16 protein-coding genes and 1 pseudogene are annotated in these 14,353 nt (G+C 70.3%); 4 read left to right on the forward strand and 13 right to left on the reverse strand.

Annotated elements, in window-relative coordinates; translation table 11 throughout:
- Positions 1-30: 30 nt before the first annotated feature.
- Positions 31-852, reverse strand: coding sequence for a Rossmann-fold NAD(P)-binding domain-containing protein (locus tag ACYQ0J_RS02890; protein WP_460170670.1), 822 nt, complete (start codon positions 850-852; stop codon positions 31-33).
- Between the two features lie 9 nt (positions 853-861).
- On the opposite strand from ACYQ0J_RS02890, the gene ACYQ0J_RS02895 reads away from it, so the two are divergent.
- The gene (locus tag ACYQ0J_RS02895; protein WP_460170671.1) at positions 862-1,764 is read left to right on the forward strand and encodes an AEC family transporter; all 903 of its coding nucleotides are present in this window, start codon (positions 862-864) and stop codon (positions 1,762-1,764) included.
- Here the strand turns inward: ACYQ0J_RS02895 and ACYQ0J_RS02900 are convergent.
- Genes ACYQ0J_RS02900 through ACYQ0J_RS02920 form a run of 5 tightly spaced genes read right to left on the reverse strand, consistent with a single transcriptional unit; the run spans position 1,723 to position 5,225 of the window.
- Positions 1,723-2,112 carry a hypothetical protein gene (locus ACYQ0J_RS02900; protein ID WP_460170672.1) on the reverse strand — a complete coding sequence of 130 codons (390 nt, stop codon included), beginning with the start codon at positions 2,110-2,112 and terminating at the stop codon, positions 1,723-1,725. The two genes, ACYQ0J_RS02895 and ACYQ0J_RS02900, sit on opposite strands and share 42 nt — an antisense overlap.
- Before the next feature lie 4 nt (positions 2,113-2,116).
- Positions 2,117-2,803, reverse strand: coding sequence for a 16S rRNA (uracil(1498)-N(3))-methyltransferase (locus tag ACYQ0J_RS02905; protein ID WP_460170673.1), 687 nt, complete (start codon positions 2,801-2,803; stop codon positions 2,117-2,119).
- A 2-nt stretch (positions 2,804-2,805) separates the two neighbouring features.
- Complete coding sequence (locus tag ACYQ0J_RS02910) at positions 2,806-3,570, reverse strand: 50S ribosomal protein L11 methyltransferase (protein ID WP_460170674.1); 765 nt, start codon at positions 3,568-3,570, stop codon at positions 2,806-2,808.
- A 4-nt stretch (positions 3,571-3,574) separates the two neighbouring features.
- Positions 3,575-4,171 carry a helix-turn-helix transcriptional regulator gene (locus tag ACYQ0J_RS02915; RefSeq protein WP_460170675.1) on the reverse strand — a complete coding sequence of 199 codons (597 nt, stop codon included), beginning with the start codon at positions 4,169-4,171 and terminating at the stop codon, positions 3,575-3,577.
- A gap of 1 nt (position 4,172) precedes the next feature.
- Complete coding sequence (locus tag ACYQ0J_RS02920; protein WP_460170676.1) at positions 4,173-5,225, reverse strand: Mrp/NBP35 family ATP-binding protein; 1,053 nt, start codon at positions 5,223-5,225, stop codon at positions 4,173-4,175.
- Positions 5,226-5,308: 83 nt separating this feature from the next.
- Between ACYQ0J_RS02920 and ACYQ0J_RS02925 the strand changes: the two genes are divergently transcribed.
- Both ACYQ0J_RS02925 and ACYQ0J_RS02930 read left to right on the forward strand, forming a co-directional pair.
- Positions 5,309-5,905, forward strand: coding sequence for a hypothetical protein (locus ACYQ0J_RS02925; RefSeq protein ID WP_460170677.1), 597 nt, complete (start codon positions 5,309-5,311; stop codon positions 5,903-5,905).
- A 66-nt stretch (positions 5,906-5,971) separates the two neighbouring features.
- Positions 5,972-8,560, forward strand: a complete 2,589-nt coding sequence (locus ACYQ0J_RS02930; RefSeq protein WP_460170678.1) for a valine--tRNA ligase — start codon at positions 5,972-5,974, stop codon at positions 8,558-8,560.
- Here ACYQ0J_RS02930 and ACYQ0J_RS02935 read toward each other — a convergent pair.
- The 5 genes from ACYQ0J_RS02935 to trpC are packed head-to-tail and all read right to left on the reverse strand — an operon-like array spanning position 8,544 to position 12,866.
- On the reverse strand, positions 8,544-9,095 hold the full coding sequence (locus ACYQ0J_RS02935; RefSeq protein ID WP_460170679.1) for a DUF6812 domain-containing protein: 552 nt from the start codon (positions 9,093-9,095) through the stop codon (positions 8,544-8,546). The genes ACYQ0J_RS02930 and ACYQ0J_RS02935 overlap by 17 nt on opposite strands.
- On the reverse strand, positions 9,067-11,067 hold the full coding sequence (locus tag ACYQ0J_RS02940) for a single-stranded-DNA-specific exonuclease RecJ (protein ID WP_460170680.1): 2,001 nt from the start codon (positions 11,065-11,067) through the stop codon (positions 9,067-9,069). Before ACYQ0J_RS02940 ends, ACYQ0J_RS02935 begins: the two co-directional genes overlap by 29 nt.
- The gene (locus ACYQ0J_RS02945; RefSeq protein ID WP_460170681.1) at positions 11,064-11,378 is read right to left on the reverse strand and encodes a LapA family protein; all 315 of its coding nucleotides are present in this window, start codon (positions 11,376-11,378) and stop codon (positions 11,064-11,066) included. The genes ACYQ0J_RS02940 and ACYQ0J_RS02945 overlap by 4 nt, the downstream gene beginning before the upstream one ends.
- 5 nt (positions 11,379-11,383) lie before the next feature.
- Entirely contained in the window at positions 11,384-12,097 is a 714-nt protein-coding gene (hisA, locus tag ACYQ0J_RS02950; RefSeq protein WP_460170682.1) for a 1-(5-phosphoribosyl)-5-[(5-phosphoribosylamino)methylideneamino]imidazole-4-carboxamide isomerase, read from the reverse strand.
- Positions 12,098-12,101: 4 nt separating this feature from the next.
- A complete protein-coding gene (trpC, locus tag ACYQ0J_RS02955; RefSeq protein ID WP_460170683.1) occupies positions 12,102-12,866 on the reverse strand; it encodes an indole-3-glycerol phosphate synthase TrpC in 765 nt (254 codons plus the stop codon).
- Positions 12,867-12,888: 22 nt separating this feature from the next.
- Between trpC and ACYQ0J_RS02960 the strand changes: the two genes are divergently transcribed.
- Entirely contained in the window at positions 12,889-13,728 is an 840-nt protein-coding gene (locus ACYQ0J_RS02960) for a patatin-like phospholipase family protein (protein ID WP_460170684.1), read from the forward strand.
- Here the strand turns inward: ACYQ0J_RS02960 and ACYQ0J_RS02965 are convergent.
- Positions 13,691-14,128, reverse strand: coding sequence for a hypothetical protein (locus tag ACYQ0J_RS02965; RefSeq protein ID WP_460170685.1), 438 nt, complete (start codon positions 14,126-14,128; stop codon positions 13,691-13,693). The genes ACYQ0J_RS02960 and ACYQ0J_RS02965 overlap by 38 nt on opposite strands.
- A gap of 4 nt (positions 14,129-14,132) precedes the next feature.
- Positions 14,133-14,353, reverse strand: a pseudogene (locus ACYQ0J_RS02970) (peptide ABC transporter ATP-binding protein); the annotation flags it as partial.

A 14,353-nucleotide genomic window follows, 5' to 3' on the forward strand; every position in this document is an offset into this window, starting at 1 on the left:
CTGAGTTTAGCAGGCGGGGCCAGGGGACGCCTAAAGGCCCAGGTAGGCCCTTGCCGCCGCCAGGTCAAAGAGGGCGTGGCCCACGCTCTTGAAGAGGACGAACCGCCCCTCGCCCCTCTTCCCCAGAAGGGCCTCCCGCAAGGGGATGACGGGCCCCGTGACCCCTTGGAACTCCCCGGCCTCCGCCAGGGCGTCCTCGGTGTCGCAGTAGCGGGCCGCCTCCCGGACCAGGGCCTCGGGGACCTCCCGCATCCCCGGGCGGAAGGACCCCACCGCGGCCAGGAAGACCCCTTCCGGCACCCTCTCGGGCAGGACGGGGGTGGGGCTTGGGGTGGCGGTGACGAGGAAGGCCACGTCCTCCGGGACCTCCCCTTCCCTCCACTCCTGGGCGGGAAGGCCTAAGGAGCGGGCCTTGGCCAAGAAGGCCTCCACCCTTTCCCGGCCCCTCCCCCGCACCAGGACCCGGGTGAGGGAAAACCCCTCGGCGAAGGCCTCGAGGTGGGCCTCCCCCTGTGCCCCAGGGCCCACCACCAGCAAAGCCCCCTCCCGCCTGGGGGCGAGCTCCCGGGCGGCCAGGAGGGAAAGGGCGGCGGTGCGCCGCTTGGTGAGCTCCTCCCCGGGCAGGTGGAACACCTCCCCTGTGGCGAGCCGCCGCACCCAGACCTCCGCCTGGACCGAAGGGGTCTTCCCCGGCTCCACCGTCACCAGCTTGCACAAAGCCAGGTCCTGGTCGGCGGCGGGCATCACCAGGAACTGGCCCCCGGGGATGGGAAGCACCTGCCGCCTCGGGGCCTCAGCCCCCCGCAAGAGCACCCCCTTGATGGCCTCGGCCAGGGCCAGGTAGGAAGGCATACCCTTAGAATGCCCCACATGCAGGCCCTTCTCAACACCGTGGTTCCCGTGGCCCTGGTGGTCCTGGCGGGCTACCTCCTGGGCAGGCGCCTGCCCATGGACCTCACCACCCTGAGCCGCCTGACCCTCTACCTCCTGGTGCCGGCCCTCATCTTTGACAGCATGTACCGGGCGGAGTACTCCCGGGAGGGGATCGTGGGCCTGGCCCTGGGCTTCACCCTCACCTACCTCCTCCTCTTCCTGGCCATCCGGGGGGCGGGCAGGGCCCTGGGCCTTTCCCCGGAGGCCGCCAAGGGGCTTTTGGTGTGCAGCCTCTTCCCCAACTCCGGCAACATGGGCCTCTCCCTGGTCTACTTCGCCCTGGGCGAGGAGGGCCTGCGGCGGGCCGTGGTCTACTTCATCCTCTCCAGCGTGCTCATGTTCGGCCTGGGCCCGGCCTTCATCCGGGGGGGAGGGCTTCGGGAGGGCCTCCTTTTCACCCTCCGCCTCCCCCTCTTCTACGCCCTCCTCCTGGGCCTCCTCCTCCGGGCCCTGGGGGTGGCCCTCCCCTTCCGCCTGGACGAGGGGGTGCGCCTCATGGGCCAGGCGGCCATCCCCGTCTTGCTCCTCACCCTGGGGATGCAGATGGCCCAGACCCGCTTCGCCCTGGGGGCGTTTGAAGGGGTGGCGAGCGCCTTAAGGCTTCTCCTCAGCCCCCTTCTCGCCTACGGGGTGGGGCTCCTCCTGGGCCTTCCCCGCCTGGAGCACCAGGTCCTGGTCCTCCAGTCCGCCACCCCGGTGGCGGTGAACGCCTTCCTCCTCACGAGGGAGTTCGGCCACGACGCCATACGGGTGGCGCGGAGCGTGGTGGTCTCCACCGCCTTGGCCTTCCTAACGCTCCCCCTGGTCCTCTACCTGATCGGGGTCCGGTAGCCTGGGGCTTCCCAGGTCCAGCTGGAAGAGGGCCTCCCCCTCCCAAAGCCCCACCAGGCGGTGGTACCCCTCGCCCAGGGGAAAACGGGCCTCATGGCGGCCAGGGCCCTCCAGAAAAAGGGCCTTCTCCGCAAGGAGCGCCTCCTCCCGGAACCACTTGAGGTGCAGGTAGCCGGGCCGCGGAAGGCGCTCCACCCGGAGGTCCAGCCGGGCCTCCCCCCCTTCCGGGTAGAGCCTGGCCACCAGGAAGGGACGCTCCGGCCCCATGGGCCTCCCCGGGTCCAAGGGCAGGAAGGTGTAGCGGCATCCCCCCAGGAGGAGGAGAAGGAGGAGCCCGGCGAGCCGCATGGCCCTACCGCCCCTCCCCCGCGGTGCACAAGGCCAAAAGGGCGGCGGCCGCGGTCTCCGCCCGCAGGATCCTCCGCCCCAGGGTGACCGGGACAAACCCCCGTTCCCGCAAGAGCTCCACCTCCTCCTCCGCGAACCCCCCCTCGGGCCCCACCGCCAGGGCCAGGGGCCTGGCCGGGTCCAAGGCCTCCCGCACCAGGAGGGCAGCCCCCACGTGGGCCACCAGCCCCTGGGGCACCGCGGGCACCGCCTCTAGGGGGATGGGGGGGAGGACCTGGGGAACCTTGAGCCTGCCCGACTGCTTGGCCGCCTCGAGGGCGACGGCCTGGAGGCGCTTCAGCTTTCCCTCCCCCATCTCCTTGGGGACGCTGTGCCGGGTCACCAGGGGCTGGATGCGGGTGGCCCCGAGCTCGGTGGCCATGCGCACCACGTCCGCCAGCTTGTCCCCCTTCAGAAGGGCCTGGTAGAGCACCACCTCCACCCCCACCTCCCGCTCCGGCTGCCGCTCCTCCAGGAGGCGGTAGCGCACGGGGGGCCCCAGGTCCACGATCTCCGCCAAGGCCTCCCGCTCCGCGTCAAAGACGGTGAAGCGGTCCCCCACCCGGGCCCGGAGGACCTCCAGGAGGTGGCGGCTTTCCCGGGGGGAAAGCACCCCGGTGAGGCCCGGACTGTAGGCGCGGTGGGGGCGCACCCTCACCTCCGGTAGACGAGGAGGGCCCATTCGCCCTCCTCCTCCGCTTCCACGGGGGAAAGCCCCGCCCTTTCTAGGGCCTCCCGCACCCAGGGGGCCTTTTCCTTTAGGATCCCGGTGAGGAGGAGCCTTCCCCCCGGGGCCAGGGCCTCGAGGTAGCGGGAAGCCAGGTCCCGGTGGAGCTCGGCGTAGAGGTTGGCCACCACCAGCCCGAAGGGCCCATGGGGCAAGGCCTCCGCCAGGCTCCCCTCCAGGAAGCGCACCGCCACCCCGTTCCTACGGGCGTTCTCCTCCGCCTGGGGCAGGACGGAAGGGTCCACGTCCACCCCCAAGGCCTCACCCCCGAGCTTGGCGGCGGCGATGGCCAGGATGCCGCTTCCCGTGCCCAGGTCCAAAACCCTCTCCCCGGGGCGGAGGTGACGGGCGAGCCCCCTTAGGGCCAGGCGGGTGGTCTCGTGGTGCCCGGTGCCGAAGGCCATGCCCGGCTCTATGACCAAGGGGATTTCCGGCCCCTCCCAGGCGTGCCAAGGGGCCAAGACCACGAAGGGGGGAAGGAGAACGGGCTTTAGGTCGCGCCGCCAGGCCAAAAGCCAGTCCTCGTCGGGGAGTTCCTCCCAGACTCCCCCAAAGGGGAGTTCCAGGGGGGCGGGGAAGTAGGCCAAGACCTCCCCCTCCCGCTCCCAAAGGCCCCGCGCCCCCCGTTGGAAGAGCTCGGGGATGAGGGGGTCCAGCTCCCAGGGGGTGCCCTTCAGGCGGTAAACCCACACCCCGCTATTCTACCCGGTAGCGGCAACAGCTTCCCCCCTGGGCGATGCGCTCCTCCCGCACCAGGGGAAGGCCCAAAAGCTCCTGGTAGGCCAGGAGCTCGCTCTCGCACAAAACCTCGTGCTCCCTAGAGAGGGCGAGCTTGGGGCAGCGGTGCTGGCACAGGTACAGGTGCCCCCCCTCCTCCACCACCTCGGCCTCGTAGCCCTGTTCCCGGAGGAAGGCCGCCAAGCGGGCGAGCCTTTCCCGCAAGGGGAGGTCCTTAAGGTGCAAAGGGGCGAAGAGGGTGCGGTTCCTCGCCAGGAGAAGCCGCACCACCCCCTCCCGCCCCAAAGCCCCCTCCAGCCCCTTGAGCACGTCCCCGCAGAGGGCGGCGTAGGGAGCCCCCTGGTCCTGGGCGCGGTAGAGGCGGTAGGGACGGCCCCGGCCCGGGCACTTCCGCACCTCGGAGCGCACCAGGCCCCGGGCCTCGAGGTCCTGAAGGTGCTTCAGGATAGCGGCCCGGCTCACCCCCAAGGCCTCGGCCATCTCCTTAGCGGTGCGGGGCCGGGCCCGGAGCAGTTCCAAGACCCGTTCCTTGGTGCCTTCCAGGACTAAGGCCATACTAGGCCATGGGCAGGGCGATAAACGCCTGCACGCTTAAGGCGGCCGCCAGCTCCCGGGCCGCCTTCAGGAAGGCCTGGGCCTCCTCCCCCTCGGGGGCCTCCGCCAGGATGGGCACGCCCTTGTCCCCGCTTTCCCGCAAGGCCAGGGTGAGGGGGATCTCCCCCAGAAAGCGGGTCTTTAGCTTCTCCGCCAGCCGCCTCCCGCCCCCTTCCCCGAAGATGGGGGTGGGCTTGCCGCAGTGGGGGCAGAGGAAGAAGGACATGTTCTCCAAGACCCCAAGGACGGGCACCTGCACCTTCTTGAACATGTCCGCGGCCCTTTCCGCGTCCAGGAGGGCCACCTCCTGGGGCGTGGTGACGATGACCCCCCCGGAGACCTTGGTGAGCTGGGTGAGGGAGAGCTGCACGTCCCCGGTCCCAGGGGGCAGGTCCACCACCAGGTAGTCCAGCTCCCCCCAGTTCACGTCCTCCAGAAACTGCTTCAGGGTGCCGTGGAGGATGGGGCCGCGCCAGATCATGGCCTGGCCTGGGGGGACGATGTTGGCGATGGAGAGGACCTTGAGGCCGTGGGCCTCGAGGGGAAGGATCCGCCGGTCCTGGTCCACCTTGAGGCGCTGCCCCTCCAGCCCGAACATCTTGGCCTGGCTGGGCCCGTAGAGGTCGGCGTCCAGGAGGCCCACCCTGGCCCCTTCCCGGCTCAGGGCCAGGGCCAGGTTGGCGGCCACGGTGCTCTTCCCCACCCCGCCCTTGCCCGAGCCCACCGCCACCACGTGCTTGACCCCAGGGATGGGGTACTGCTCCGGGGGCCGCACCCCGCCCCCGAAGCGCACCCGCACCTCCGAGACCCCCAGGGGCAGGAGGGCCCGGCGGATGTCCGCCTCAATCTGGCCCTTCAGGGGACAGGCCGGGGTGGTCAGGTTGATGAGGAGGTCCACCCGGCCCTCCTCCAGGCGGACCTCCCCCACCATGCCCAGGGAAACCAGGTCTTTGCCCAGCTCGGGATCCATCACCGTGCGCAGGGCCTCGAGGACCCTCTCTTCGGAGAGCGCCATACCGGGCTTAGGGTATACCCGGATATAGCTTTGGGCAAGAGGTGAAGGCACAATGAGAGCCCCAGGCCCCCTATACTGGTCCCGTGCACCCCGAGTGGCGGAAGCACCGCTTTTACGAGCTCCACCTGGCCTGGCTGGTCCAGGGGCCCAGGGGGTACGACCTCCTCTTCAAGGTGAACCCCTATAGCCTTTACCAGACCCGAGAGGAGGCCCTGGAAGCGGCAAGGAGGCTGCTTCAGGAAGGGCGGCTGGACCAAGACCCCCGCGTGGGGCGGCATAGGGCCCCCCTCCTCCTCTCGGAGGAGGACAAGGGGCGCTTCCTCCTCCTCCTGGAAAGCGGCAAGGCCCTCCTCCCCTTGGACCGCTACGCCCTCTTGGGGGAGGTGGCGGAGGTGGAAGAGCGCCTCCTCCACCGGGCGGCTTTCCGGGACCCCAGCAACGTGCTCCAAAGCCTTCAGGGCCTCCCGGTCCGCCTCCTCTACACCCCCTTGAACGACCCCGAGGAGGAAAGCGAAGCCCTCGCCCAAGGCCCCTTGGCCCTCCTCCCCGAGGGGATCCGGGTGGGGGAGGTCTTCCTCCGGATCCCCCCCGAAACCCCCATAGAGGGCCTGGCCTACGAGGAGGCCTTCTTCCACCTGGGGGAAGGGCGGTACTACCTCTACGCCCTCGCCCCCGCCTAAGCCCCCCGCCCCCGGGAAGGCCCCGGTGGGCTTGCCCGCGGGGTTTTGGGTAAAGTGGAGGGTAGCATGGACCTACCCAAGGCCTACGACCCCAAGTCCGTGGAACCCAAGTGGGCGGAGAAGTGGGCCGCGAACCCCTTCGTGGCCGACCCCAAGAGCGGCAAGCCCCCCTTCGTCATCTTCATGCCACCCCCGAACGTCACCGGCTCCCTCCACATGGGCCACGCCCTGGACAACTCCCTCCAGGACGCCCTCATCCGCTACAAGCGCATGCGGGGTTTTGAGGCGGTGTGGCTTCCCGGCACCGACCACGCGGGCATCGCCACCCAGGTGGTGGTGGAGCGCCTCCTCCTCAAGGAGGGCAAGACCCGGCACCACCTGGGGCGGGAGAAGTTCTTGGAAAGGGTCTGGCAGTGGAAGGAGGAGTCCGGGGGGACGATCCTGAGGCAACTTAAGCGCCTGGGGGCCAGCGCCGACTGGAGCCGGGAGGCCTTCACCATGGACGAGCGGCGCTCCCGGGCGGTGCGCTACGCCTTCAGCCGCTACTACCACGAGGGCCTAGCCTACCGCGCCCCCAGGCTCGTGAACTGGTGCCCCCGGTGCGAGACCACCCTCTCCGACCTGGAGGTGGAAACCGAACCCACCCCCGGCAAGCTCTACACCCTGCGCTACCAGGTGGAGGGGGGTGGCTTCATAGAGATCGCCACGGTGCGCCCCGAGACCGTCTTCGCCGACCAGGCCATCGCCGTCCACCCCGAGGACGAGCGCTACCGGCACTTAATCGGCAAAAGGGCCCGGATCCCCCTCACGGAGGTCTGGATCCCCATCCTCGCCGACCCCGCGGTGGAGAAGGACTTCGGCACCGGGGCCCTCAAGGTGACCCCCGCCCACGACCCCACGGACTACGAGATCGGGGAGCGCCACGGCCTAAAGCCCGTCTCCGTCATCAACCTGGAAGGCCGCATGGAGGGGGAGAGGGTCCCCGAGGCCCTCCGGGGCCTGGACCGCTTTGAGGCCAGGAAGCGGGCGGTGGCGCTTTTCCGGGAGGCAGGGCACCTGGTGAGGGAGGAGGACTACACCATCGCCCTCGCCACCTGCTCCCGGTGCGGCACCCCCATTGAGTACGCTCAATTCCCCCAGTGGTGGCTCAAGATGAAGCCCCTGGCGGAGGAGGTCCTAAGGGGCCTCCGGCGCGGGGACATCGCCTTCGTCCCCGAGCGCTGGAAGAAGGTGAACATGGACTGGCTGGAGAACGTCCGGGACTGGAACATCTCCCGGCAGCTCTGGTGGGGGCACCAGATCCCCGCCTGGTACTGCCAGGACTGCCACGCGGTGAACGTTCCCAAGCCGGAGCGGTACCTGGAGGACCCCACCTTCTGCGAGGCCTGCGGAAGCCCGCGCCTCAAGCGGGACGAGGACGTCTTCGACACCTGGTTCTCCTCGGCCCTTTGGCCCCTTTCCACCCTGGGCTGGCCCGAGGAGACGGAGGACCTCAAGGCCTTCTACCCCGGGGACGTCCTGGTCTCGGGGTACGACATCCTCTTCCTCTGGGTTTCCCGCATGGAGGTCTCGGGCTACCACTTCATGGGGGAAAGGCCCTTTAAAACCGTCCTCCTCCACGGCCTGGTCCTGGACGAGAAGGGGCAGAAGATGTCCAAGTCCAAGGGGAACGTCATAGACCCCTTGGAGATGGTGGAGCGTTACGGGGCGGACGCCCTCCGCTTCGCCCTCATATACCTGGCCACGGGGGGGCAGGACATAAGGCTTGACCTCCGCTGGCTGGAGATGGCCCGGAACTTCGCCAACAAGCTCTACAACGCCGCCCGCTTCGTCCTCCTCTCCCGGGAAGGCTTCCAGGCCAAGGAGGACACCCCCACCCTGGCGGACCGCTGGATGCGAAGCCGCCTAAGCCGGGGGGTCCAGGAGGTCACCACCCTCTACGAGGCCCTGGACCTGGCCCAGGCGGCCCGGGAGGTGTACGAGCTCGTCTGGAGCGAGTTTTGCGACTGGTACCTGGAGGCCGCCAAGCCCGCCCTCAAAGCGGGGAACGCCCACACCTTAAGAACGCTTGAGGAGGCCCTCGCCGTCCTCTTAAAGCTCCTCCATCCCCTGATGCCCTTCCTCACCAGCGAGCTCTACCAGGCCCTCACCGGCAGGGAGGAGCTCGCCCGGGAGCCCTGGCCCGAGCCCGGCCCCCAGGAGCCGGAGGCCGAGGCCCGGTTTGAGGCCCTGAGGCAGGCGGTGACGGCGGTGAGGGCCCTGAAGGCGGAGGCCGGGATTCCCCTCGCCCAGGAGGTGCGGGTCCACCTGGAGGGGGAGGCGGGGCCCGTTTGGGAAAACCTCGAGGCCTTCCGCTTCCTGGCCCGGGCCGACCTCCTCCCCGCCACCCCCGAGCGGGCCCTGGTGAAGGCCATGCCCAAGGTGACGGTGCGCATGCCCCTGGAGGGGCTCCTGGACGTGGGGGAATGGAGAAGGCGCCAGGAAAAGCGCCTGCAGGAGCTCTTGGCCCTGGCGGAGAAAAGCCAGCGGAAGCTCTCCGCCCCCGGGTTCCGGGAGAAGGCCCCCAAGGAGGTGGTGGAGGCGGAGGAGGCCCGCCTGCGGGAGAACCTGGAGCAGGCCGCCCGCCTTAAGGAGGCCCTCAGCCAAATAGGGTGAGCCGGGGGTCTTGGGCCTCCCCCGGGGCCTCGGCCAGGCGCAGGTTCACCGTGACGAAGGGGAAGGCCTCTTGGGGCGCAAGCTCCACGATGGGCCGCCCGGGGGTTAGGGTGTAGAGCTTGGCCTCGAGGAGGGTCTGGAAGGGCTTGGCCTGGGAAAGGTGGTCGGAAAGCCGCACCCCCCGGGGCACCAGGAGCTCCCCCGCCAGGAGGTAATCGCCAAAGAGGAAGGCCAGGCGCTTCCGCTCCAGAAGGGCGGGGCTGGTCCGGGGCTCGGAAGGCCTTCCCCCCACCGCCCACTGGATGCGCTCCTTGCGCAGGGCCAGGAAACCGGTGCTCGCCTTGAGGTCCTTGGCCTCAGGGGGGTGGAGGTAGCCTGCGGTGTAGAGAAGGGCCCCGGTCACGGGAAGGTAGGCCTTTTCCTGGTTGAGGAGGTCGGCGGTCCCGGCCCCGGGCACCAGGTAGATGACCCCGTACACCCGGTAGGCTTGGGTGTAAATCCGCGCCTCATGGGCTTCCCGCGGCTGCTTGTACACCGTTCACCTCCCAGTAGGCCAAAAGGGCCTCGCTGAAAAGCCCCGGATGCCGCCTCTCGTAGGCGAAGAGGAGCCTTTGGGCCACGTGGGCCCGAAGCCTTTCCTCGGGGGTGGCAAGGGCCAAAGGGGCCAAAAGGCGCCTCCTGGCCTCCCTCCCCAAGGCCACCTCCACCCGCTCCGGGCGGATTGGGTAGGGCGGAAGCCCAAGCCAAAGGGAAGCCTCCTCCGGGGGAAGGAGGCGGAAGCCCTGCTCCTTGGCGTAGGCCAACCCCTCCCCGTTCTCCTGGGGGACGTAGACGCCCTCCCCCAGCCTCGCCCGGGCCAGGGCCTCCCCCAGGGAGAGGGGAAAGGCGAAGGGCTGGGCCTCGGCCAGGACCTCCCCGGGCTCCCGGAGGTCCAGGACCTGGGCCTCGTAGCTCACCTCGCCGCCGAAGCGGTTCTCCACCAGGAGGGCCGCCACCTCCACCGCCTGGGGAAGGGGCCTTTCCCCCATGCGCCAGGCCACCACCCGCACCCCCTGGAGCCGGAAGGCGAGCCCCTTGTTCTCGCCCAGGGTCCTCGCCCCTTCCGGGCTTCCCTGGAGGAGGAAGAGGGGCTCGGGGTTGCCCGCCCCGAAGGGCTCGAGGGCCTTAAGCCCCTCGTGGACCTCGGGGAGGAGGGCAGGGGGCGGGAACGGCCCCAGGAGGGGCACCTCCCGCACGGGGTCGGGAAACCGGGCGGCGAAGGCCTCTATCCGCCTCCGGAACTCGGGGAAGCGGGCCTCCTCCAGGGCGAAGCCCGCCGCCTCCCGGTGGCCGCCGTAGCGCAAGAGCAGGTCCTCGGCGCTCCTTAAGGCCTCCACGGCGCTGATGGGGTGGAGGCTCCGCACCGTCCCCTTCCCCTGGGCCACCAGGAAGACGGGCCGAAGCGTGGCCTCCAGGAGGCGGCTCGCCACGATGCCCATCACCCCGGGGTGGCCCTCGGGGTCCTGGAGGACGATGGCCTTGGCCCCAGGGTCCGCCTGGGGAAGGAGCCTCTTCAGCGTGGCCTCTTCTATGGTTTGCCGCCTGGCGTTCAGGCGGTTTAGCTCCTCCACCAAGGCCCGGGCCTCCGCCTCGCTGTCCGTGAGGAGGAGCCTTAAGGCCTTCTCCGCCTCCCCCAGGCGGCTTGCCGCGTTGAGGCGGGGGGCGATGCGGAAGGCCACCTCCACCGCCTTCCCCGTGTAGCCCACGGCCTCGGCGAGGAGCCGAAGGCCTACCCAGAAGGAGGTGGGGATGCGGGCCAGGCCTTCCCGCACCAGGGCCCGGTTCCAGCCCCAGAGGGGGGCCACGTCGGCGATGGTGCCCACCGCCGCCAGGTCGGCGTACTCCAGGGGCGGGGGGAGCCCCAGGCGCTGGTGCAGGGCCCAGAGGAGGAGGAAGGCCACCCCGGCCCCCGTGGGGTGCTCCTCGAGCCCCGGGGTGTAGGCGGGGTGGACCACGAGGCCGGGGGGCGGGGTGTCCTTGGGGGTATGGTGGTCGGTGACCAGGACCTCCACCCCGTTTTCCACCAGTTCCCGAAGCTCCGCGTGGTTGGCGATGCCGCAGTCCACGGTGAGGAAGAGGTCGGCCGCCTCCAGGTGCTCGGGCACGCGCTCCATCAGGACGCCGTAGCCCTCCTCCAGCCGGTGGGGGATGAAGGGGTGGACCCTAGCCCCCAGGGCGGAAAGCCCCCGCACCAGGATGGCCGTGCCCGTGAGGCCATCGGCGTCGTAGTCCCCGTGGACGCGGATCCGCTTCCCCAGGCGGAGGGCCTCTTCTAAAAGGACCGTTGCCTCCTCCAGGCCCTTTAGGGGAAGAAGGCGAAGGGGGGGGTCCAGGTCCTCCTTAAGCCTCACCCCCCGGTGCCAGTAGACCAAGGCGGCCTCCGGCCCCACCCCGAAGGTCTCCATGAGGCCCCGCCACGCCGCCAGAGGGGGCAGGGGGAGAAAGCGCCAGACCGTCCGGTCCCTCATGCCTCTTCCCGGTCAGGGATCCTGGGGATCTCCTCTATGCGTTCCCGCTTCAGGGCGTTCACCTCCCCTTGCAGCCGCCGCACCTCCCTGAGGAGGGCGCGCCGCTCCGCCAAGCCCGCCCACCAGAAGGCCAGGGCATAAAGCCCCCCCACCAGGAACCCCAGGGCATAGGCCCCGGGGAGGAGGAAGTAGAGGGGCCACGGGCCCCACGGGGTGGGCACCTGGAGGTAGGGGAGGGAGAGGTACAGGTAAAGCCCCGCCCCCATCACCGCCAGGGTGACCAGGAGGAAGACCCAGTGCGCGAGCTTCATATGCCCTATAGCATACCTTCCTGCCCCCACTCCCGGAGGCGGATCCGCCCCTCGTAGAGGGCCTTGCCCAGAAGGGCCCCCTCCACGCCCAGGTGCTCCAAGCCCCGCAGGTCCTCAGGGCCCGCGATGCCGCCCCCCGCGATGAGGGTGAAGGGCCAGGCCTCCCGCACCCGGGCCACCACCTCCAGGTCCAGGCCCTTCAGGGTCCCATCCCGGCGCACATCGGTGTAGATGACCGTGCGCACCCCCATCTCCCCCCAGGCCTTGAGAAGGTCCAGGGCCGGGATGGGGGCGGCCTCCTGCCAGCCCGAGACCACCACCTCGAGGCCCCTGGCGTCCAAGGCCACCGCCAGCCGCTCTGGCCCCACCAGGGCCAGCATCCTCTCCAAGAGGCCCCGGTCCCTCACCGCCACCGTGCCCACCACCGCCCGGCTCGCCCCCAGGGCCAGAACCTCCCCCAGGGCCTCCAGGGAGCGGATCCCGCCCCCCACCTGGAAGGGGATGCGGAGGGCGGCGGCGATGCGGGCCATGGCCTCCCGGTTGTCTCCCCGCCCCAGGGCCCGGTCCAGGTCCACCAGGTGGAGGAGGCCTGCCCCCTCCTCCTGCCACCTTAGGGCCAGGGCCACCGGGTCCCCGTACACGGTCTCGCGGTCGGGGTCCCCCTCGTAAAGGCGCACAGCCCGGCCCCCCTTCAGGTCCACGGCGGGGATGAGCCACATGGGGCTATCCTACAAGCTCCCGCAGGGCGGCTTCCAGGTCCCTTGCCCGCATCAGGCTCGTGCCCACGAGGACCGCGTCAAAGAGGCCCTCCAGGGGTTTGAGCTCCTCCTTTTGGCCGTAACCCGACTCCGCCACCAAGACCCCGGTGAAGCCCCGCGCCCTGGCCAAGCGGCCCAGGCGGGGGGCGGTGGCCAGGTCTATGCGCAGGGTGGCCAGGTCGCGGTTGTTGATCCCCAGGACCTCCGCCCCCGCCTCGAGGGCCACCTCCAGCTCCCGCTCGGTGTGCACCTCCACCAGGGCCTCGAGGCCAAGCCGCCTCGCCGCCTCCAGGTAAACTCCCGTAAGCTCCCCCAGGAGGGCCACGATGAGGAGGGCGGCGCTCGCCCCAAAGGCCCGGGCCTCCTCCAGCATGAAGGGGTCCACCACGAAGTCCTTGCGGAGGAGGGGGAGGGCCACCGCCTTCCGCACCCGCTTGAGGTCCAAAAGGCTTCCCCCGAAGTGGTGAGGCTCGGTGAGGACGCTAATGGCCCTCGCCCCGCCCCGCCCGTAGGCCCGGGCGGCCTCCGCCGGGTCCACCTCCCGGATGGCCCCCTCGGAGGGGCTTTGCTTCTTGACCTCGGCGATCACGGAAAGCCCCGGGAGGAGGAGGGCTTCCTTGAAGGAAGGCACCGGGGGAGGTTCGGGAAGGGGGTAAGGGGCCACCTCCAAAGCCCGCTTCCTCGCGATCTCCCCCAGAACCCCGGGAATGCGGGAGAGGTCCGGCCGCATGGGAGCATTTTATGCTGGGAATGTGCGCGGCGTCGCCCTGGCCCTAGGCGGAGGGGGCGTTCGGGGGTACGCCCACCTGGGGGTGCTCGCCGTCTTAGAGGAGGCGGGCGTCCCCATCCGGGGCCTTGCGGGAAGCTCCGCGGGGGCTCTGGCCGCCGCCTGCTTTGCCTTTGGCCACAAGGACCCTTGGAAGGTGCACGAGGCCATCTTCGACCGGGAGGTGGCGGAGCTTCAGCGGGCGGGAAGCCTTAGGACCTTGGCCCGGCTCTTCACCGCCTTGAGGCGTCCGGCCGTGGTGGAGACGGCCCGGGTGGCGGAGGGGCTTAGGGCCCTTTTGGGGGAGGCGCGGCTGGAGGAAAGCCCCATCCCCCTCGCCATTCAGGCGGCGGACCTCCTCACGGGCGAGGCGGTGGTCCTGAGGGAGGGGCCCGCGTGGAAGGCGGTCCTGGCCAGCATGGCCATCCCCGGCCTCTTTCCCCCGGTGGTCCTCCAGGGCAGGCTCTTGGTGGACGGGGACGTGGCGGAAAAGGTGCCGGTGCGGGCGGCCAAGGCCCTCTTCCCCAAGGTGGTGGCCGTGGACGTCTCCAACCCCCCGCCCCAGGAGCCGCCGAAGACAGCCCTGGAAGCCGCCCTCCTCTCAGGAGAGGCGAGCCGCAGGCGCCTGAAGGAGCTGGCCTTGCGGGAAGCCGACCTGGTCATCGCCCTGGACCCCCCCTTCCCCATCGGCACCTTTGACCACGAAAAGCTCCCCCTGGTCCTTGACCTGGGGAGAGCCCGGGCGCGAGAACGGCTTAAAGAGGTGCAGGCCCTGGCCCGGGTGCGCCTCAAGGACCTGGCCCGGGCCCTCCGCCTTCCCCCTTGAGGGCCCCCTCCGCCCGCCGCACCAGGTGGAGGAAGCCCCATAGCCCCAGGGGAAGGAGGCCAAGGCCCAAGGGCCGCAGGAGGAGGCCCATCACCCCCAGGAAGAAGAAGAGGGCCGCCCCCAAGCCCACCGCCAGCAGGGGGCCTAGAGGGCCTCCCTCCTTAAGGCCCCTCAGGGCCTGGAGGAAAAGCCACCCCGCCCCCCCCAGGGCCAGGAGGAGAAGAAGGGGATGCCCCGCCCGGGGAAGGGCCAGGGCCAGGAGGAGGAGGAAGACCCCCTGGAGAAAGAGGAGGAAGAGGGCGTAAAGCCAGAGGCCCTGCCGCCTCTTGCCGGGCTTTCCCTCGGGGTCCAAGAGGGCCCGGAGCGCCTCCCAAGGGCCCTTTTCCTCGGGTGCGGGCATGGTGCTAGTGGTGGAGCACCCGTTGCAGGAAGCTCCGGGTGCGCTCCTCCTTGGGGGCGGTGAAGATCTCCCCCGGCCTCCCCTCCTCCACGATCTGCCCCCCGTCCATGAAGATCACCCGGTCCGCCACCTCCCGGGCAAACCCCATCTCGTGGGTCACCACCAGCATGGTCATGCCCCCACGCGCCAGGTCCCGCATCACGTCCAACACCTCCCCCACCATCT

Source organism: Thermus sp. FJN-A (assembly GCF_054655095.1).

Coding starts and splice junctions, on each gene's coding strand:
- ACYQ0J_RS02945 (WP_460170681.1), bottom strand. CDS start 11,378: ATGAAGCTCGCGCACTGGGTCTTCCTCCTGGTCACCCTGGCGGTGATG.
- ACYQ0J_RS02965 (WP_460170685.1), bottom strand. CDS start 14,128: ATGCCCGCACCCGAGGAAAAGGGCCCTTGGGAGGCGCTCCGGGCCCTC.
- ACYQ0J_RS02900 (WP_460170672.1), bottom strand. CDS start 2,112: ATGCGGCTCGCCGGGCTCCTCCTTCTCCTCCTCCTGGGGGGATGCCGC.
- ACYQ0J_RS02915 (WP_460170675.1), bottom strand. CDS start 4,171: ATGGCCTTAGTCCTGGAAGGCACCAAGGAACGGGTCTTGGAACTGCTC.
- ACYQ0J_RS02895 (WP_460170671.1), top strand. CDS start 862: ATGCCCCACATGCAGGCCCTTCTCAACACCGTGGTTCCCGTGGCCCTG.
- ACYQ0J_RS02940 (WP_460170680.1), bottom strand. CDS start 11,067: ATGAGGGACCGGACGGTCTGGCGCTTTCTCCCCCTGCCCCCTCTGGCG.
- ACYQ0J_RS02890 (WP_460170670.1), bottom strand. CDS start 852: ATGCCTTCCTACCTGGCCCTGGCCGAGGCCATCAAGGGGGTGCTCTTG.
- ACYQ0J_RS02920 (WP_460170676.1), bottom strand. CDS start 5,225: ATGGCGCTCTCCGAAGAGAGGGTCCTCGAGGCCCTGCGCACGGTGATG.
- trpC (WP_460170683.1), bottom strand. CDS start 12,866: ATGCGGCCGGACCTCTCCCGCATTCCCGGGGTTCTGGGGGAGATCGCG.
- hisA (WP_460170682.1), bottom strand. CDS start 12,097: ATGTGGCTCATCCCCGCCGTGGACCTGAAGGGGGGCCGGGCTGTGCGC.
- ACYQ0J_RS02930 (WP_460170678.1), top strand. CDS start 5,972: ATGGACCTACCCAAGGCCTACGACCCCAAGTCCGTGGAACCCAAGTGG.